General features: G+C 68.3%; 20 protein-coding genes. 13 read left to right on the top strand and 7 right to left on the bottom strand.

What is annotated here, in order from left to right; genetic code table 11:
* Positions 1 to 163: 163 nt before the first annotated feature.
* Positions 164 to 1186 carry a PHP domain-containing protein gene (locus ACZYZ3_RS07860; protein WP_463963267.1) on the top strand — a complete coding sequence of 341 codons (1023 nt, stop codon included), beginning with the start codon at positions 164 to 166 and terminating at the stop codon, positions 1184 to 1186.
* Positions 1187 to 1239: 53 nt separating this feature from the next.
* Here ACZYZ3_RS07860 and ACZYZ3_RS07855 read toward each other — a convergent pair whose 3' ends face one another.
* On the bottom strand, positions 1240 to 2346 hold the full coding sequence (locus tag ACZYZ3_RS07855; protein WP_463963266.1) for a lactonase family protein: 1107 nt from the start codon (positions 2344 to 2346) through the stop codon (positions 1240 to 1242).
* A gap of 60 nt (positions 2347 to 2406) precedes the next feature.
* Here ACZYZ3_RS07855 and ACZYZ3_RS07850 point away from each other — a divergent pair, with 60 nt between their 5' ends.
* Positions 2407 to 3267: a putative protein N(5)-glutamine methyltransferase gene (locus ACZYZ3_RS07850; protein ID WP_463963265.1), complete on the top strand. Its 861-nt coding sequence runs from the start codon at positions 2407 to 2409 to the stop codon at positions 3265 to 3267.
* Here the strand turns inward: ACZYZ3_RS07850 and ACZYZ3_RS07845 are convergent, their stop codons facing one another.
* From ACZYZ3_RS07845 to ACZYZ3_RS07830, 4 genes are all read right to left on the bottom strand, one after another.
* A complete protein-coding gene (locus ACZYZ3_RS07845) occupies positions 3268 to 3762 on the bottom strand; it encodes a hypothetical protein (protein WP_463963264.1) in 495 nt (164 codons plus the stop codon).
* A gap of 119 nt (positions 3763 to 3881) precedes the next feature.
* Positions 3882 to 4145 (bottom strand): GlsB/YeaQ/YmgE family stress response membrane protein, encoded by a 264-nt coding sequence (locus tag ACZYZ3_RS07840; RefSeq protein WP_463963263.1) that lies wholly within the window; start codon positions 4143 to 4145, stop codon positions 3882 to 3884.
* A gap of 341 nt (positions 4146 to 4486) precedes the next feature.
* Positions 4487 to 4696, bottom strand: a complete 210-nt coding sequence (locus tag ACZYZ3_RS07835; RefSeq protein WP_144672133.1) for a dodecin — start codon at positions 4694 to 4696, stop codon at positions 4487 to 4489.
* 96 nt (positions 4697 to 4792) lie between these two features.
* Entirely contained in the window at positions 4793 to 5536 is a 744-nt protein-coding gene (locus ACZYZ3_RS07830; RefSeq protein WP_463963417.1) for an SGNH/GDSL hydrolase family protein, read from the bottom strand.
* A 282-nt stretch (positions 5537 to 5818) separates the two neighbouring features.
* On the opposite strand from ACZYZ3_RS07830, the gene ACZYZ3_RS07825 reads away from it, so the two are divergent.
* Positions 5819 to 6076 (top strand): metal-sensitive transcriptional regulator, encoded by a 258-nt coding sequence (locus tag ACZYZ3_RS07825; RefSeq protein WP_018774886.1) that lies wholly within the window; start codon positions 5819 to 5821, stop codon positions 6074 to 6076.
* Positions 6077 to 6139: 63 nt separating this feature from the next.
* Here ACZYZ3_RS07825 and ACZYZ3_RS07820 read toward each other — a convergent pair whose 3' ends face one another.
* Positions 6140 to 6850: a FadR/GntR family transcriptional regulator gene (locus ACZYZ3_RS07820; protein WP_463963262.1), complete on the bottom strand. Its 711-nt coding sequence runs from the start codon at positions 6848 to 6850 to the stop codon at positions 6140 to 6142.
* A 142-nt stretch (positions 6851 to 6992) separates the two neighbouring features.
* On the opposite strand from ACZYZ3_RS07820, the gene ACZYZ3_RS07815 reads away from it, so the two are divergent.
* From ACZYZ3_RS07815 to ACZYZ3_RS07780, 8 genes are all read left to right on the top strand, one after another.
* A complete protein-coding gene (locus tag ACZYZ3_RS07815) occupies positions 6993 to 8531 on the top strand; it encodes a four-carbon acid sugar kinase family protein (protein WP_463963261.1) in 1539 nt (512 codons plus the stop codon).
* 19 nt (positions 8532 to 8550) lie between these two features.
* On the top strand, positions 8551 to 9456 hold the full coding sequence (locus ACZYZ3_RS07810) for an NAD(P)-dependent oxidoreductase (protein WP_463963260.1): 906 nt from the start codon (positions 8551 to 8553) through the stop codon (positions 9454 to 9456).
* A 113-nt stretch (positions 9457 to 9569) separates the two neighbouring features.
* On the top strand, positions 9570 to 10985 hold the full coding sequence (locus tag ACZYZ3_RS07805) for a GntP family transporter (RefSeq protein WP_463963259.1): 1416 nt from the start codon (positions 9570 to 9572) through the stop codon (positions 10983 to 10985).
* Positions 10985 to 11872 carry a class II fructose-bisphosphate aldolase gene (locus ACZYZ3_RS07800; RefSeq protein WP_463963258.1) on the top strand — a complete coding sequence of 296 codons (888 nt, stop codon included), beginning with the start codon at positions 10985 to 10987 and terminating at the stop codon, positions 11870 to 11872. Before ACZYZ3_RS07805 ends, ACZYZ3_RS07800 begins: the two co-directional genes overlap by 1 nt.
* Before the next feature lie 207 nt (positions 11873 to 12079).
* Positions 12080 to 13417: an acyltransferase family protein gene (locus ACZYZ3_RS07795; protein WP_463963257.1), complete on the top strand. Its 1338-nt coding sequence runs from the start codon at positions 12080 to 12082 to the stop codon at positions 13415 to 13417.
* Complete coding sequence (locus tag ACZYZ3_RS07790; RefSeq protein WP_463963256.1) at positions 13414 to 13758, top strand: GNAT family N-acetyltransferase; 345 nt, start codon at positions 13414 to 13416, stop codon at positions 13756 to 13758. Before ACZYZ3_RS07795 ends, ACZYZ3_RS07790 begins: the two co-directional genes overlap by 4 nt.
* A gap of 116 nt (positions 13759 to 13874) precedes the next feature.
* Entirely contained in the window at positions 13875 to 14522 is a 648-nt protein-coding gene (locus ACZYZ3_RS07785) for a hypothetical protein (RefSeq protein WP_463963255.1), read from the top strand.
* A 29-nt stretch (positions 14523 to 14551) separates the two neighbouring features.
* Complete coding sequence (locus ACZYZ3_RS07780) at positions 14552 to 15334, top strand: SDR family NAD(P)-dependent oxidoreductase (RefSeq protein ID WP_463963254.1); 783 nt, start codon at positions 14552 to 14554, stop codon at positions 15332 to 15334.
* Between the two features lie 217 nt (positions 15335 to 15551).
* On the opposite strand, the gene ACZYZ3_RS07775 is transcribed toward ACZYZ3_RS07780, so the two are convergent.
* Positions 15552 to 17165: an MFS transporter gene (locus ACZYZ3_RS07775; protein WP_463963253.1), complete on the bottom strand. Its 1614-nt coding sequence runs from the start codon at positions 17163 to 17165 to the stop codon at positions 15552 to 15554.
* Positions 17166 to 17563: 398 nt separating this feature from the next.
* Between ACZYZ3_RS07775 and ACZYZ3_RS07770 the strand changes: the two genes are divergently transcribed.
* Positions 17564 to 17791, top strand: coding sequence for a hypothetical protein (locus ACZYZ3_RS07770; RefSeq protein ID WP_463963252.1), 228 nt, complete (start codon positions 17564 to 17566; stop codon positions 17789 to 17791).
* 96 nt (positions 17792 to 17887) lie between these two features.
* Positions 17888 to 18145: a hypothetical protein gene (locus tag ACZYZ3_RS07765; protein WP_463963251.1), complete on the top strand. Its 258-nt coding sequence runs from the start codon at positions 17888 to 17890 to the stop codon at positions 18143 to 18145.
* The last annotated feature ends 62 nt before the right edge of the window (positions 18146 to 18207 follow it).

The following is an 18207-nucleotide window of genomic DNA, read 5'->3' as shown; positions in this document are numbered from 1 at the left end:
TAGAACGCGCAGCGAAGCTGACCCGCACGCACTGAGATCTGCGGCCGGACCGCCAGGGCCGGCTCCGCCGACCGGCCAGCGAATGGCCCCCGCTGCCCAGAAAGGCACGACATCGCTGCGGCGTAGGGGTCCCCGGGCGGCGGCGGGGGTGCAAGATGGTGCCATGGATGCCGTCGACGCCCTCAACGAGATTGCCTTCTGGCTCGAACGCGAGCTCGCTCCGACGTTCAAGGTCCAGGCGTTCCGGAAAGCCGCCGGAATCATTGCCGGCCTCGGGCCTGAGGAACTGGCGGCCCGGGCCGGGGACGGCCGGCTCAGGAGGACCAAGGGGATCGGCGACCGCACGTTCCAGGTCATCAGCGAGGCGCTCGACGGCGGCGTGCCGGAGTACCTGGGTGGACTGCGAAGCCGGGGAGCCCGGCCGCTGGTGCCGGGCGGGCATGAGCTGCTTGCCGTGCTGCGCGGAGACCTGCACAGCCACAGTGACTGGTCCGACGGCGGGTCTCCGATCGAGGCAATGGTTGGAGCCGCGAGGCTGCTGGGCCGCGAGTACCTCGCGCTGACCGATCATTCGCCCAACCTCAGGATCGCCAACGGGCTGAGTGCCGAGCGGCTGGCCGAGCAGCTCGGCATCGTCGCGGAAATCAATGACCGCAACGACGGCGGTTTCCGCCTCCTGCGGGGCATCGAGGCCGACATCCTCGAGGACGGCAGCCTGGACCAGAACCCCGAGATGCTGGAACGGCTCGATATCGTGGTCGCGAGCGTGCACTCGAAGCTTCGCGCCGACAAGCGCACCATGACCCGGCGGATGCTCGGTGCCATTGCGGACCCGCACATGAACGTGCTGGGCCACTGCACCGGCCGGCTTATCCAGGGCGGCCGGGGAACACGTCCGGCGTCGGAGTTCGACGCCCGCGAGGTCTTCGCCGCCTGCGCGGAGCACAACGTCGCCGTCGAAATCAACGCCCGGCCCGAACGCCAGGACCCCCCGGGCGCCCTCATCGAGGTCGCCCTCGACGCCGGCTGCCTGTTCAGCATCAACAGCGATGCCCACGCCCCGGGGCAGCTCGACTTCCTGCAGTACGGTGCCGAGCGTGCGGAACACAACGGCATACCGGCGGAGCGGATCATCACCAGCTGGCCGCTGGACCGCCTGCTGGAATGGGCGGCGCCGGGACCCTGACATTACCCGGGGGACATGCCCTCCGGGTGCGGGCATTGCTGGACATGGCGCCGTTATGCCCAGTGTTCGGCGCGGGGAGCGGGCATGTCCCGCGCCGGGACCAGCGCCGTGGGCGAAGCCAGGTCCAGCCTGCCCACGGCTTCGCCGGGGAGCCCGCTTCCCGGATCCAGCCGGTACGTCACCACGTCCCCGGAGCGTTCGTGCGCCACGTGCAGCCAGCCGTTCCGGACCAGGTGATGCCGCGGCCAGTCACCGCCGCTGGGAATGTCGGCGACGGGCCGGACGGTGCTGCCGCCAGCGTCCACCGCCAGCACACCGATCCGGTTGGAGCCGCGCACACCGACATAGGCGTGCCTCCCGTCCGCGGCGAGGGCAATCTCCGCCGCGGAATCCCCGGGCCGGGCACCCGCCGCGGTCGCCGGGACCACGTCGGCCAGGCTGAATGCCCCGGACCCGGCGGACCGCTGCACCACGGCGACCTCAACCGAGTACTCGGTCACCACCAACACGCTGCCGCCGCGATGCTGGGCCAGGTGCCGGGGGCCGCTGTCCCGGGGGAGGGCCAGTTCATGGTCCAGCCGCAGCCCATGGCCGGGCACGTAGTTCCAGACCCGCAGGAGATCGTGCCCGAGGTCGGTGGTCATCACCCTGCCATCGTCGAGCATCAGGCTGGCGTGGGCGCGGCTGGGACGCCCGGCCAGCGTCGACGCGGCCGCCGCGAACCGTGCCGAGATCCTGCCGTCGTCGTCCAGTTCGTACAGCAGCACCTGGCCGTCACCCCAACAGGCCACCATGAGGAAGCGGCCCTGCGGGTCGACGGCGACATGGCAGGCGGCGTCTCCGGCCGGCCAGTGGCGGCCGGCGGCTTCCAGACCGAAGTCGCCGGACCGGCGGTACGCCGTGACGGTCCGGGCCGCCTCGCCCACGGCATAGACGACGTCACGGGTGGGGTGCACGGCGAGGAACGAGGGCGAGTCCGCCGCCGCGGCGACCCCGAGCCAGCGCAGCGATCCGTCACTGCCGGCCCGCAGCGCCCCGATTCCGGACCCGCGGCCACCGCCGTCCGCGGTGTAGCAGCCGGTCCAGAGCAGCTCATGCGCGGGGACGGCACCCGGCGGCACTTGAAGGGAAGAGTCGTCGGCGGTTCGTGCGGTGGCCATGGTGCCATCCTGCCATCTCGATAGCATGGGATTCCGGCACCATCAACGTACGGGGGGCGCATGAGAGCTTGTCCTGTGCCCCTGCCCGCGCCCCGGCCCTCGGTCATCACGCGGCTGCGGGCGGCCGGCTGCGTCTTCGCCGAGGAGGAGGCCCGGCTACTTGCCTCCGCCGCCGTGACACCTGCACAGCTGGACGCCCTTGTGGAGCGGCGGGTTTCCGGACTGCCGCTTGAGCACATCCTGGGCTGGGCGGAGTTCTGCGGACTGCGGGTCGAAGTGGACGCGGGTGTCTTTGTGCCCCGCCGCCGCACCGGGTTCCTGGTCCAGCAGGCTGCGCGGCTCCTGGCCGGCACCGGCGGCCCGGGGCGCGTGCCCGTCGTCGTCGATTTGTGCTGCGGCTCGGGGGCGGTCGGTACCGCGCTGGCCGCCCTGGCCGGTCCCCTGGAGCTCCACGCCGCAGACATCGACCCCGCCGCGGTGCGCTGCGCGGTCCGTAACATCGTTCCGCTCGGCGGCGCCGTCCACGGAGGTGACCTTTACGAGCCACTCCCGGCGCGGCTGCGCGGGCGCGTCGACATCCTTGCGGTCAACGCCCCGTATGTTCCCTCCGCGGAAATCGGCACCCTGCCGCCGGAAGCCCGCCTGCACGAGCCGCGGGTTTCCCTCGACGGCGGCACAGACGGGCTGCAGGTCCAGCGCCGGGTGGCCGCCGCGGCGCCGCAATGGCTGGCGCCGGGCGGCCACCTGCTGATCGAGACCAGCCGGCACCAGGCGTCGCGGACGGTCGAGCTGCTCATCCGCAACGGACTCACGGCGCGGGTGTCAAGCTCCGGGGAGCTGGACGCCACGGTGGTGATCGGAACGGTGGTGATCGGAACAGCCGCGCCGGGCACAACTGTCCGGCCGGCGGACCCGGTGTAGTTAGGAGACCTTGCTGGAATCGACGTGGGTCGCGGCTCCGGCCGGAGTGGCGCCGCCTTCGTCGGACCAGTCCTGCCCATGCTGGTCGTTCAGTGCCGGGTCGGACTCGACATCGGCAGCAGCGCCCGCGGCGCCCGCGGAAGTGGTCCCAAGGTTCACGGTCTCCGGATGCGTGCTGTGCGCTGGGATGCCGCCAGCGGCCGCGCCGTCGTTCGACGTCCCGACGTCCGGTGTCCCGGTGGGGGAGTTGTCACGGCGGACGGCTGAGCCGATGACGGTCCCGGCGCGCCGGGCCGCCTCGCCGAGCTGTTCAGAAACCTCGGGGGCCTTTTCTTTCACTGCTTCGGTTGCCGCGGTCACCTTGTCCTGGACCGGCTGGCTTTCCCAGAGGGCTGCCGCGCGGGCCTTGAGTTTCTCGTAGGCTGCCCGCCCGGACCGTGATCCAAGAACGTAGCCTGCGGCGATTCCGGCTCCAAAAAGAACTTTGCCTTTCATGCTGTACTCCTGCTCCTCGGTGGTGTTCAAAATATGGTGGTTGTTAAAACGTCGTGAGTGCGTGTGCCAAAAAACCGGCCCCGGGAAAAATCCCGGGACCGGTTTCGGCCGCGTCAGCTTTAGCGGGCCGAGCGCTTGGTGATCATGCCGTAAACGAGCAGGACGATGATCGCACCGCCGATGGCCAGAAGCCAGGTCGACAGCGAGAAGAACTCGTTGATGCCGGTGCCGAACAGCAGTCCGCCAATCCAGCCGCCCAGGAGGGCGCCGACGACGCCGAGCAGCAGCGTGATGAAAATGCCACCGCCCTGCCGGCCGGGGAGGATTGCTTTAGCGATTGCACCGGCGATAAGGCCCAGAATCAGAAATGCGATAAAACCCATTTTTTGTCGTTCCTTCTTCTTTGTTGAGGAGACACCCGGGTTGCCGAGTGCGCTTCATCCTTCTGCCCTAATACTAATCATGCTTAGCATTAAAGTGCCACTCCGGGGCCGGGAAGCATTCCGCGGGATGCCCCTTTCTGGGCCGTCCGGAGCCCTCCGCGCGGGCTCATTCCCGCCGCGGACCATCACCGCGCATAATCCTCCGGTGCCGCGGGGAGTGGCCGCACAGCCGCCGGAGCGTGCCGCCGTCGAGCACCAGCGCTCCGGTTCGGCCCCGGTGGCCGGGGCCGCCGTAGACGTTCGCGGTGTCGAAGAAGTTGAAGCCCGACTCCAGCGCCGGCTTAGCGCTCCAGCCGGAACCCGAGCTTGATGGTTACCTGCCAGTCGGCGATCGCACCGTTTTCGAGGTGTCCGCGGATTTCCTTGACCTCAAACCAGTCGAGGTTCCGCAAGGTCTTGGCCGCCTCGGCGATGCCGTTGCGGACGGCGGCGTCAACGCCCTCGTTCGACGTTCCGACAATTTCAGAAATGCTGTAAGTGTGATTAGACAACTTCGCTCCTCGTGATCGCCATCGATACCCGGCGGTGGGCCGTTCCTGCAGATTAGCCGACAGACCGCAGAGGGACTAGGGGCCAGCGGCCGTGCGTCAAAACCCGGAGACCGGCCCCGGCTCGGGACGCTTGGGCGTCAGCGGCGGGGCGTCAGCACGCTTCCGGACCTGCTTGACCATCCAGGGAAGCAGGTAGTTGGTGAACCAGGCGAGGTCTCCGGCCTTGCTTTCGCGCCAGCTTCCGGCCGGCATGGGCTTGGGCTCCAGCGGACTCAGATTGTGCGGGACGCTCAGGGATTCAAGCACCATCGCCGCGATGGTGTGGTGCCCCATCGGCGAGAAGTGCAGGCGGTCCGGGTCCCACATCCGCGGGTCAGAGAGCTGCCGCAGGGCCCAGAGATCAGCGATCACCCCGTGATGGCGCATGGCGATGGTCCGGATGTTCTCGTTGAAGACGGCGACCCTCCCGCGGTTGTGTCCCAGCAGCGGGGTGTCGCGCCAGTCGGGGCCGGTGAAGAGGACGATGGTGGCGCCGGTGGCACTGAGCGTGCCCACCGCGGCGTCGAGGGTGGCCGCGAGCCGGTCGGGATCGCTCCGGTGGAAGACCAGGTCGTTGCCTCCCGCCGAGAGCGTGACCAGGTCCGGCTTCAGCGCAATCGCCGGACCGAGCTGCCGGTCCAGGATCTCGCGCATGAGGAGGCCGCTGACGGCGAGGTTCGCGTACCGAAAATCAGGCCTTCCCTCGCTGAGCTCCTCGGCGATCCGGTCCGCCCAGCCCCGCATGCCGCCTGGACTCAGCGGTTCCGGGTCACCGAGCCCCGAGGTAAACGAGTCGCCCATCGCGACGTAGCGGCCCCACAGCCCCGCATTCCAGGACCCGGCGGCCTGGCCCAAGGTCCGGTCCGGGCCCCGCCGCGGGGCGGTGCCCCCGGCGCCGGCCTGGCCGGCGCCGGAATCCAGGAAACCGGCGGCGTTCACACTCCCAGAAATACGCCGAAACTGCAGGCTTCACTAGGTACTTAGGTCCCTAGCAGAGCGAGGGAGATCATACCCTGCCGGGCATCCCTGATACGCAGGGGGGTATATCATGGAAAAGTAGCCCTGTTGATCCCGGAGGAACAAATGGAACTCGATCCCACCGACATGAAGCCCGTCATCAATCGACTTCGCCGTGCCCAGGGGCAGCTTGCCGCCGTCACGCGAATGATCGAGGAGGGCCGTGACTGCAAGAGCGTTGTCACCCAGCTGGCCGCGGTTTCCAGCGCGCTGGACAAGGCCGGATTCTCGATCATTGCCACCGGCCTGCAGCAGTGCATGCAGCAGGAGGACCCCAGCCTGGACCGGGCCGAACTCGAGAAGCTCTTTCTCTCGCTCGCCTGAGTCCCGCCCCCGCGCGCGGCCGCGCGTTCGGTCTGCCTCCTGCACTGTACGTCGGCCGGATACTCAGGCCGGGCGGTCCGCCAGGACGTAGGTCTTGAGGTCATCCAGCGTCTGCTGCATGTGCGCGTCCATGGCGTCCCGGGCCTGGTGCGGATCCCGAGTGGCCAGCGCGTCCGCTATCTTTTGGTGATGGCTGATCGCGTGCGCCTGGATCTCGCGCACCTTGGAGGTCTGGGTCCGCCGCCTTTCCAGCACCCGGTGCAGCGGCGCGAACAGGACGGCCACAAAAACATTCTCCGAGGCGCGCAGGATGAGGTCGTGGAAGGCGAGGTCCGCCGCCACGAACGCGGCGACATCGTGCTGCTCGTGCGCCTCGCGCATCGATTCCAGCTCCGCGTAAAGGGCCTTGACATCTGCGTCGCTGATCCGGCCCGCGGCGAGCTCGCAGGCGCCCGACTCCAGCATCCGGCGCAGCTCGATCAGCTGAACCGCGGCCGCCGCGTCATTCTTCCCTTCTGAGGCTGCCCGGAGGACGGCCTCCAGGGAGGCCCAGCGGCTCAACGGGTTCACGAAGGTCCCGCGGCCGCGCTCGACGCTGAGGATCTGCTGGGCTTCCAGGGTCTTCATCGCCTCGCGGACCGTCATGCGGCTCACCTCATGGCGGGCGCTCAGTTCCAGCTCGCCGGGGACGGATGATCCGGGCGGGAATTCGCCGGCAATGATGCGGTCCAGCAGTTCGTCGGCCACGACGCCGACCAGCGATTTCCTAGCCAATTTTCCCCCTGCGCTGTCTCCGACCTGCCTGATGGACCAGTCTACTTGCGCGTCTTTGTGCTGTATGCCACACTAGCAGGCAAATGTTAGATGTCAGACATCTTACAAATCTCGCAAGCAGAGTTCCCACAATGGAGTGCAAGTGCCTTTTGAAACAGAGCTTGTCGAAGCAGAAGTGCTGGCCGCCTTCCCGGCGGAGGTGCGGATCCCCGCCCGGACCGTCGCCGACACCCTCGCGGCCTCGTCCGTGCCGTCCCCCCGGATCCTGGTGGTCCTGGACGACGACCCGACGGGCACGCAGTCCGTCGCGGACCTGCCGGTTCTCACCCGCTGGGACGTCGCCGACTTCACCTGGGCCTTCAACCACCGCATCAACGGCCGCCGCCAGGACGCCGTCTATGTCCTGACCAACACGCGGAGCCTGGACCCCGCCGAGGCAGCCGCCCGGAACGAAGAGGTGGTCCGGAACGCCCTCGCGGCCGCCGCCCTCGAAACCGGCGGTTCCGGTTCCAGCAGTGCCGGTCACAGCCTGCGGCTGGGGTTCGTGAGCCGCAGCGACTCCACCCTCCGCGGCCACTACCCGCTGGAACCGGACACCATTGCGGCAACCGTCGCCGCCGTCAGCGGCGAACCGACGGACGGCGTCGTGATCGTCCCGGCGTTCCCCGACGCCGGACGCGTGACGATCGGCGGCGTGCACTACATGCGCGGTACCGGCGACAGCGCCGGCAAGCTCACCCCGGTAGCTGACACCGAATTCGCCCGCGACGCGAGCTTCGGCTTTGCGAACTCCGAACTGGCCAAGTACGTCGAAGAGAAATCCCGGGGCCGCTTCCGGGCAGATTCGGTGATCGTGCTGACCCTGGACGTCATCCGCGCCGCGGGCCCGGACGGCGACCCTCAGGTCTCGGCGAAAGCCATCGCGGACGCCATCGACTCCGCCACGGACTCCACCCCGATCGTGGCTGACATCGTGACCGAAAACGACTTCCGAGCCCTCGCGCTGGGCCTCGAGGAAGCCGAACGCCGCGGCAAGAAGCTGCTCTACCGGGTGGGCCCGCCGTTCGTCCGGGGCCGCATCGGCCAGGAAATCCGCACGGAGCTCAGCGGCGCGGAGGCCTACGCCGGCAACACCCCCTCCGATGCCGGCGGCCTCATCGTCGTGGGCTCGCACGTCGGTGTCACGACCCGCCAGCTCAAGGCCCTCGTCGAACAGCACAGCGCCGCGAGCATCGTGGAAATCGACGTCGAAAAGCTGCTGGGGGGAGACGCGGAGAACTACCTGGACGTGATCGTCCGGGACGTTGTGGAGTCCCTGCACAGCGCCGACGTCATCCTGCACACCAGCCGGCTGCTCATCAAGACCGACGACGCCGCCGAGAGCCTGCGGATTGCCCGCACCGTGTCCGCCGCCGTCGTCGCGGTGGTAAACCGGACCCTGAAGACGTTCCCGCCGCGCTTTGTCATCGCCAAGGGAGGCATTACCTCCTCGGACGTGGCAGCCCACGGCCTGGAAATCCGCCACGCGATCGTCCGGGGCCCCATGCTGCCGGGAATCGTCAGCCTGTGGGAACCGGTGGACGGGCCCGCGAAGGGCATTCCGTACATCGTCTTCGCCGGCAACGTGGGCGATGACGAGTCCCTGGCCCAGGTCACCCGCAAACTCAGCAACACGTTCTGATCCCCACGCCCTTATTTCAATGGAGAAAACCATGAACTACAAAGTCACCGTCCTCGGTCTGGGGGCCATGGGACTGCCCATGGCGGCCCGGCTGGCAACCCAGCTGACCGTCCACGGCTTCGACATCGCCGAGCCCCGCCTCGCGCTCGCCGAGGCCGCCGGCGTTCACACGTTCGGCTCCGCCCGTGAAGCGGCCGAGGGCGCCGACGCACTGCTGCTGGCCGTGCGCAACGGCGAGCAGCTCGATGACGTCCTCTTCGGCGGGGACGGCGTCGCCTCCGTGCTGAAGCCGGGCGCCGTCGTGATCCTCGGCAGCACCGTGGGCACCGAAGCCATTCCCGCCACCGTCGCCCGGCTCGCGGAATTCGGCGTCGCCCTCGTTGACGCCCCGCTCTCCGGCGGTCCGAAGCGCGCCGGCGAAGGAGACCTGCTGATCGTCGTCGGCGCCGAACCGCAGGCGCTGGAAGCGGCCCGCCCGGTCCTGGAACTGCTGGCCTCCACCCTGACCGTCGTGGGGGACAAGCCCGGCGACGGACAGGCCCTCAAGACCGTCAACCAGCTGCTCTGCGGGATCCACATCGCCGCGGCAGCGGAGGCCATGGCCCTGGCGGACGCCCTCGGCCTGGACCGGGCCAAGACCCTCGCTGCCCTGGAAGCGGGCGCCGCCGGGTCCTTTATGCTGTCCAACCGCGGACCCCGCATCCTTGAGGCCTACACGGAAAACGGCGCGGAGGTCCTCAGCCGACTGGACATCTTCGTCAAGGACATGGGCATCGTCGGCAAGGCCACCCGTGCCGCCGGCCTCGCGGCGCCGGTGGCCGCCGCCGCTGAGCAGCTCTACCTCCTCGGCCAGGCCCAGGGCCTCGCCGCCGCCGACGATTCCGCCGTCATCAAGGTCGTCGCGCCCACCAGGCGCACCGCCTAGTTCCGCTCAGCGCCTGCAGATTCCCCAAGCCCGACGACGGCGGTCCCCCCTCCGCCGTCGTCATACCAACCCCCCGGCCCTCCCCGGGACCGGTCCGTCAAAGGAGACACCCGATGAGCGCTCTCGCTCTCCTGGCCATCGCCGCAGCAGGCGTCGCGCTGCTGCTCGTAGCCGTCATCAAATTCAAGATCCCGGCCTTCCTGGCGCTGCTGGTTGTCAGCGTCGCGGTGGCCCTGGTGGCAGGCATCCCGCTGCCGGACATCGTCAAGACCGTCACCGAAGGCATGGGCGGCACCCTGGGCTCCGTCGCCATCCTCGTCGGCCTCGGCGCCATGCTCGGAAAGATGATTGAGGTTTCCGGCGGCGCCCAGTCGCTGGCAGGAAAGTTCACCCAGCTGCTCGGACCCCGCCGCGTCATCGCCGCCCTGACGTCCGCGGCCTTCCTGCTGGCCATCCCCGTCTTCTTCGACGTCGGATTCATCATCCTGATCCCCATCATCTACGGCTTCTCCAAGGCCGCCGGGGTCAACCCGGTCAAGATCGGACTGCCGGTCGGCGCGATCATGCTGGCCATCCACGTGGTTGTCCCGCCGCACCCGGGCGTTGTCGGCGGTGCCGGGATCCTCAAGGCGGACATCGGCTGGACCACCATTATCGGGCTCCTGATCTGCATCCCCGTCGGTGTGCTCGGCTACTTCGTTGCCAAGCGGCTCAACCGCCGCGACTACGTGATGCTGCCCGGCACCGCGGAACAGTTCCGCCTCTTCGGCACCGGCAAATCAGAGGTCGAGCAGGACGCGGCCCCGGGCGGCGGCGTTGCTCTCAAGACCACAGCCAAGACCGCTCCCAGCCCGGCAATGATCATCACCCTGATTGTGCTGCCGATCCTGATGATCATGGTGGGAACCGTCGGCGCCGTGGTGCTGCCCAAGGGCAGCCCGGCGGCCGACATTGCAGCCTTCGTGGGCTCACCCCTGATGGCCCTCCTGACCGCTCTCGGCCTGGCCTACTACTTCCTCGGGATCCGCCGCGGCTGGTCCTCGCAGCACACCGGCGAGGTCATGGACTCCGCCCTCGCCCCGACCGCCATCGTGATCCTGGTGACCGGCGCCGGCGGTGTCTTCGGAAAAGTCCTCACCGTCTCGGGTATCGGCAAGGCACTCGCCGACGGACTGCAGAGCGTGGGACTGCCCCTGATCCTGATGGCGTTCGTCCTGGCCGCGGTGCTCCGCGCCTCCCAGGGTTCGGCCACCGTGGCCATCATCACCACCGCGGGCCTGCTGGCGACCTCCGTTGCCGACAGCGGGTACTCGCCGGTGCAGACGGCACTGATCCTGGTGGCCATCGGCTTCGGCGCGTTCGGCCTCAGCCATATCAATGACTCCGGTTTCTGGATCGTGACCCGGTACCTGGGCCTGTCGGTTGCCGACGGGCTGCGCACCTGGACGGTCCTCACCACCATCCTCGGGGTGGCCGGCTTCGCGCTGACGCTCCTCGCCTGGACCCTGGTGGGAGGCCTGAGCGCCTGATGCGTGTCCGTCTCGACCAGTTGGTGGTTTCAGCCCTCCAGCAGGGATCGGCCGTCCCGGCCTTCACCTGCTACGACTTCACCACCGCGCTCGCCGTGGTGGGGGCGGCGGAGGAGGCCGGCCGCGGCGCAGTCCTGCTCGTCTCACCCAGCACGGCGGCCACGCCAAACGGCCTCCGGCTGGTCGCGGCACTGCGCGGGCTGGCCGACGGCGCCGGGGTTCCGGTCGCCGTGCAGCTCGACCACGCCTCGGACCTCCGCGTGATTGCCGACGCCGTTGCCGCCGGGGCAGACTCCGTCCTGGTGGACGGATCGTCGCTGGACTACGAGGACAACATCGCCCTGGTCCGCGCGGCACGAGCCGTCCTGGACGGACTGGCAGCGGACGGCGCCGGCCCGGGAATCGTGATCGAGGCCGAACTCGGCGGCCTGGCAGGCGAGGAGGACAGGGCTTTTGGATCCGATGCCGCAGGCAGCGCCCCTACGGCCGGCACGGCCGGTCTCACCGACTCCGCCCAGGTGGAAGACTTCGTGGCACGGACCGGCGCCCAGCTGCTTGCCGTGGCCGTGGGCAACGTCCACGGCAAATACAAGGGCGAGCCCGAGCTGCGCTGGGACGTGCTGCAGGACATTGCAGTGCGGACCCGCGTTCCCCTGGTGCTGCATGGGGCCTCCGGAATCCCTGCCTCCGAGCTCGTGAAGGCGGCCGCCATGAACGTGGGCAAGGTCAACTTCAACACCGAGCTGCGTACCGGCGTTCTTGGGACCCTCGAGGCACGCACTGCGGCGCACCGGACCGACGGCGAGAACCTCCAGGGGCTGCTGGCCGACTGGGACGCCGTGGCCGGGACTTTCGCGGCTACGGCGCTGGCGATGCTCTCGCGCTGATCGCCGACAGCCCAGACAACGGGGAGGCCAGGATCTGACGATGATCCTGGCCTCCCCCGTGCAGTTGCAGGTCCATGCTTGGGGCCTCGATCGGGACCGACGGCACTGGCCGCCGGCCCGGACAAGGGCCGACAATGGGGGCAAACACAGCAGCGTTGACGCCCAACAGCCCAGGCGGGTGCGTCGGCGGGGTCCCGAGGGGGCACCATGGTTCCGCGGCAGCATGCAGGGGGCGGCCCAACCCCGAGGCCGGACCGCGACCTGGTGATTGATCTCGCCAGATTCTTCTGCCTTGCGCTCGTGGTGGTGGCGCACACCATGATGGTCAGTCCGGTGCTGCACCCGGACGGCACCGTGACCTCCAACAACACGCTCGGCAACGAGCGGTGGTTCGAGCCGGTGGTCTGGGTCCTGCAGGTCATGCCGCTATTTTTCCTCGCCGGGGGCATGACCGGGCTGCAGTCCTGGCGCCGGCTGCGCGCCCGGGGCGGCAATACATTCGACTTCATGCAGGCGCGGATGCTGCGGCTCCTCCGCCCTGCCGCCGTCCTGCTCGCGATGATGTTCACCGGTCTCTGGGCGGCGCGGTTGGGCGGGGTGGACCACCAGGTCGTCCAGCTGCTGGTGTCCGGGGCCGGCATGCCGCTGTGGTTCCTGGCCGCCTATCTCGCGGCGCAGCTTAATCTTCCGCTGCTGGCACGCTTGCACGCCCGGGCACCCTGGCTGACCCTGGCTGGCCTTACCTCGCTGGTGGTGGCGGTGGATTGCCTGCGCGGGACGATGCCGGCGCTGGCGTACCTGAACATGGTCTTCCTGTGGTGCGCCGTGCAGCAGCTCGGCTTCTTCCTCGCCGACGGCGGACCGCTGGCAGCCGGGCGCCCCGCGCTGGTGGCCATCATCCTGGGCAGCAATCTCGTCCTGGGCCTGCTCGTGTGGCTGGGACTGTACTCCGGGAACATGCTGGTGAACCTCAACCCGCCCAACCTGGCCCTGCTGCTGCTGGGGGTTTCACAGGCCGCTGCCCTGCAGCTCCTCCGGCCCGTGCTGTCAAGACTCGCGTCCCGGCGGCGGGTGCGGTGGTTTATTGGCGTCGCCGGACGGCGGTCGATGACCGTCTACCTTTGGCATTTGCCCCTGCTCGCCGCGATGTCCGGGCTCCTGCTGCTGACCGACTTTCCGCAGCCTGCGGAGGGATCGGCCGCCTGGTGGTGGGGGCGTCCGCTCGTGCTGCTGGCGTTGATCGTCCTGCTGCTGCCCGTGCTGGTGCTCTTCGGCCGGCTCGAAGAACGCCCGACGGCGCCCGCCACCGCCCGGGCCCGCCCGGCGGCCGCCGTGCTGATGGCCGCCGCCGTCGTCTATGTTCCGGTAGCCGACGCCGCACTGAACGGACTCACGCTGGGACTGCTCGGCGGGGGCGCTGCCTGCTTCGCGCTCGCCGTCCTGCTGCTGGGGCGGATCCCGGCCCGGTTCGTGGCAGATGCGGGCCGTGGCGGATCCGGCCCGCCATTGCCACGCCCGCCTTTAAGTGCCAATGTCGAACCATGACGGAGAACTCGGCAGCCACTGAAGACACGTTCAGCCCGAACGTATCCACCACCCGGAATGATGAGCTGCACCGCTACGAGCTCCACGTCGGCGAGAAGCTGGCCGTCCAGATCCGCTTCATCGACGAGCCCGGTCATATCGACTTCATCCACACCGATACGGCGGAGCAATTCCAGGGCCAGGGACTCGCCAAGGTGCTGGCCCACTTCGCGCTCGACGACGTGGTGGCGTCCGGTAAGAGGATTATCCCGAACTGCCCGTTTATGTACCGTTACCTGCGCCGGCACGACTCCTACACCCAGTACATCGACTGGCCGGAGCGGCCCCCGGCCGGAGCCTGAAACCCGGACAGGCAGCGGGCCGGCCAGCGGTACCGCTTGTGGCCGGGGCTCCAACCTCGTAAAGTTTTAGCAGAGTTATGCAGCTGGCTCTTGGACGTGTCCCTTTGGAGAACCCCATGAACCATAAACTGCGTGTGCTTGTCCGCGTGGATGCCGATGCCGGACTCGTGAGCCTCGAAGTCACCGGCTGCCTTACCCAATCACACTTTCCCTCCCTGCTGCACATCATGCGGCGGGCCGGACGTCTCGGCGCGGGGACCGGTGTTCTCGTTGACCTTCACGGCTCGTCCCATCTGGACCCGGAAATCCTCCTGCAGCTGAGGTCCCTCGCGGACGCCAGCGTGTCGGCGGGGCTCGGCGGCGTGGGCCGGGCCGTGACTGCTGCCGAAAAGCAGCCCTTCCGCGTCACGCTGGCGGAACCCGAGGACCTGCCGATCTGCCTGCTGCACGTGGGCTCGGAGGGTGAAGTCCTCGCCGGGCTGGACGAGGCCTGCAACCCGATTCCCGCCGAGCTCCACGCCATCAACGGCCCGGAGCTCGCCGAATGCTTCGAAGGAACCCTTGACCCTGCCGCCACCGTCCGGGCGCTGTCCGACGCGGCCCTGGGCCAGCTGGCCGATGCCCTGTACCGGCACCTCGACACCAGCAGCCCGTCCTTCGGCGCCCACACCTGGTATGAGCTCGCCACCGAAGAGCTGCAGAACCGCCACCTGGGCGGTGCGGCCGATCCCGCGGAAGGTGAACTGGCCGCGGGCCTGGCCTGACACGGGGGGAGCGGGGATAGGCTGGCGCCATGACTGAATCAGCCGCGACGCCCGCCGACACCACGGCGCTGATCACCGGAGCAACCGCCGGAATCGGTGCGGAATTCGCCCGCCAGCTCGCCGAGCAGGGCCACCACGTGGTCCTCGTGGCCCGCGATGCCGGCCGGCTGCAGGCCAGGGCACAGGAACTGGAGAAACAGTACAGCGTGCGCGCCGAGGCACTCCCCGCCGACCTCGCCGACGACGCCGGGGTGGCGGCCGTCGTCGCCCGGCTTACGGATCCGGCCCGTCCGGTGGACATTCTGGTCAACAACGCCGGGATGGGCCTGCTGCGCTCCTTCGAGGAGAACGACATCGCGGAGGAAGCCCGGCACCTCAAGCTGCACGTCGAGACGGCCATGGAGTTGACGCACGCCGCCCTGCAGGGCATGCTCAGCCGGCGTTCCGGCAGGATCATCAACGTTGCAAGTGTGGCGGCCTTCCTTCCACGGGGAAGTTATTCCGCGGCGAAGGCGTGGCTTGTCAGCTTTTCCCGCTGGGCCAACCTCGCCTACGCCCAACAGGGAGTGAAGGTGACGGCGGTCTGCCCCGGTTTCACCCACACCGAGTTCCATGACCGGATGGGCATGGACAAGACCGTGGCCCCGCGCTGGATGTGGCTGCAGGCCGAGCGCGTGGTGCGTGAAGGCCTAGCAGACAACGAAAAGGGCAGGGCTGTCTCCATCCCGACCAAACGCTACAAGGTGCTGACCGCGGCCGCGCGCATGCTGCCGGACAGGCTCGTGGCCGGGCCGCCCCGACGCGCCAATTAGCGGCCCAGGGTCGCTGTCGCGCCGGTGGCTGGAGCCCTGCGGCGGGCGGGCGGTACAAGGTGAGGAGTTCCGCCGGACACGCCTGAGGCCTGCCCTGAGTGCTTCCCCCAAATGGGTAATCACGCAAGGCAGGCCTCAATGGGCGGGACTTCGCTACAGAATCCGGATTAGCCGGCTGGGCTCAGGATGAACCCGGCCGGGCTGCCAGAGGGCAAGCTCAGGCTCCGGCAGGAACCTTTTCGGTGTCCCGGTCCGCCGTCGGACCGGCAACTGAATCTGCCGGCGTCGTGGTGAACGGCATGTCCATCTCCACCAGGTCGATCAGCGGGTTCTCGTCCTGGTTCGCGACGAGTTCCCTGGCCTCGGCCTGGGTGCCCACGCTGGGCATGGAGCCCGGCAGCGGGCGGTTGGCCGATTCCTTGAGGAAGAAGATCGCAACGGCACCGATCGCCGAGGTGGCCATCAGGTAGTAGGCCGGCATCATGTCATCGCCGGTGGCGCCGATGAGGGCGGCAACGAAGAAGGGTGTGGTGCCGCCGAAGATGGCCACGGAAAAGTTGTACGCGATACCCATGGCGCCGTAACGGCTCGCCGTCGGGAACTGTGCAGGCAGGGCCGACGCCAGGTTGGCCACGTAGAAGGTCACCGGGAAGGCGATCATGCCCAGGCCCATGAGGGTGGACCAAATTTCTCCGACGCCGATCAGCATAAATGCCGGGGCGGCCATGACCACGGTGCTCAGTGCGCCGATCCACAGCACGGGGCGGCGGCCGATCCTGTCGGACAGCTTGCCGGTCAGCGGGATGCACAGGCTCATGATGACCAGCACGGGGATGGTCAACAGGGTACCGTGCACGGGATCGTAGCCCTTGGCCTCGGTGAGGTACGTCGGCATGTAGGACGTCAGGGCATAGCCTGCGGTGTTCGCGGCAGCCACCAGGATCATGGCGACAATGAGTGAACGCCAGTAGGCCTTGACGATGCCCACGGGTCCCTTGGAGGCGGTGACGTCGGCGGACGTGGCGTCCTTCGCGTTTGCCTCCTGGGCGTCCAGGGTGGCCTGGAACTGCGGGGACTCCTCGATCTTGTTTCGAAAGTAGACCGCGATCAGGCCCAGCGGGCCGGCAATGAGGAACGGGATCCGCCAGCCCCACTCCTCCATGGCGCCCTGGCCCAAGGTCAGCTGCAGTACAGAGACGAGGGCTGCGCCGGCCGCGAAGCCGAGGTAGCTGCCCATATCCAGGAAGCTGGCGAAGAAGCCGCGGCGCTTGTCCGGGGAATATTCGCTCACGAACGTCGTGGCACCGGCGTACTCGCCGCCGGTGGAGAAGCCTTGGACGACCTTGAGCAGCACCAGCAAGGCCGCAGCCCACATGCCGATCTGGGCGTAGCCGGGCAGCAGGCCGACGGCGAACGTGCTCGCAGCCATCAGCATCAGGGTCCAGGCGAGGACCTTCTGGCGGCCGATCTTGTCGCCGAGCCAGCCGAAGATGACTCCGCCCAGCGGGCGGGCAATGAAGGTGGCGGCGAACGTGCCCAGCAGGAACAGGGTCTGCACCGACTTGTCCGCCTCGGGCAGGAACACCGGTCCCATGGTGGTGATCAGGTAGCCGAACACGCCGACGTCGTACCATTCCATGGTGTTACCCACGATGGTGCCGCCAAGGGCCTTTTTAAGCATCGGCTTGTTGACGACGTTGACGTCGGACTCTTTGAGTCGACGGCGCGTCCGTAGCTTTGGTTTCTTCGCACCGGTGGGTGCCACTGGGTAGCTTCCGCTGGCGTTCATAACGCCTGCTGAAGAGTCGGTCGTGCTTCGGTCTGTGGGCATTTAGGCCGCTCCTAAGGAGGTCATTTGCTTGCGACTTGTAGCTGCCCCGCTCTGGGCAGACCTTCAATTTTACGCGATTTCTATGGTGTTTCCGAGTTTGGTGCCGTATGATCCGGTATTTCGGCCCTGATCGGGTCTAGTTGGCGTATTTATTTTCCGCGGTTTCACCGCGCCATTGCAGGGAAACCCCGGTCCGCACCGGGGGCTGCGGAAACTTTTTCGCCGCAGGACCGCCGGCGGCCGGAAATCCGGGGAAAATCGCGCCATGGGGGCAGGCCCGGTACACCCGCCGCGCGGCCCCGTGGCACCGCAAAAAGGGGGTACCCAAGGGATCCGGAATGCGCTTAGGGTTGACATCAGCGCAGTGCTGACCACGAGCCACCCAAGGAGAACAGTCCATGACTGGCAAAGAGACCAAGAAGAGCGACAGCAGCGGGGCCGAGCCGGACGGCACGTCCCAGGCCAAGCAGGGGAAAGGCATCAAGTCGCGCCTCACGGACGCCCAGCGGGAGATGCTCGAGAGCAAGTCCCGGGGCGGCGCCGCCTCACAGAGCGTCGGCCACAGCCACAAGCCCACGCATGTCAGCGGCAAGCAGGGCCCGGCGGAGAAGAAGGTCCGCTGGTAGCCCTACAGACATTGCACGCCGGCCGACCTACGATGGTTGGACACTTCGTTTCACAGCTTATTTCGATGACGTAATTCGACAGCGGAAGGAAGAGCAATGGCGGAACACAAATTCGGAGACGAGATCGATCCTGAGGTTGCCACTCATCTGGCGGAATCCATAGACGAGGCGCCGGGGCCGGAATCGAAACGCCCGGCCCCGCCCACCGCAGCCGAGGGTAAGCAGTGGCCGGACGGCAGCGGCAAACACCGCCATCCCAAGGAGCACGACCTCCAGCACGGCCGGCTCGGGCACGAGGCCGCGGCGAACGCGGTCCATCGGATCACCCCGCCGGACACCCCGCACTCCTCCTGAGCCAACGCCGGCGCCCTGCACCGGCCAGCGGTAAGGAGCCCGGGACGGCCTGCAACGGCCGC

This window comes from Pseudarthrobacter linnaei (assembly GCF_055412825.1).
Note: the sequence above shows the minus strand (reverse complement) of the source record. Positions and strands in the feature narration are given on the sequence as shown.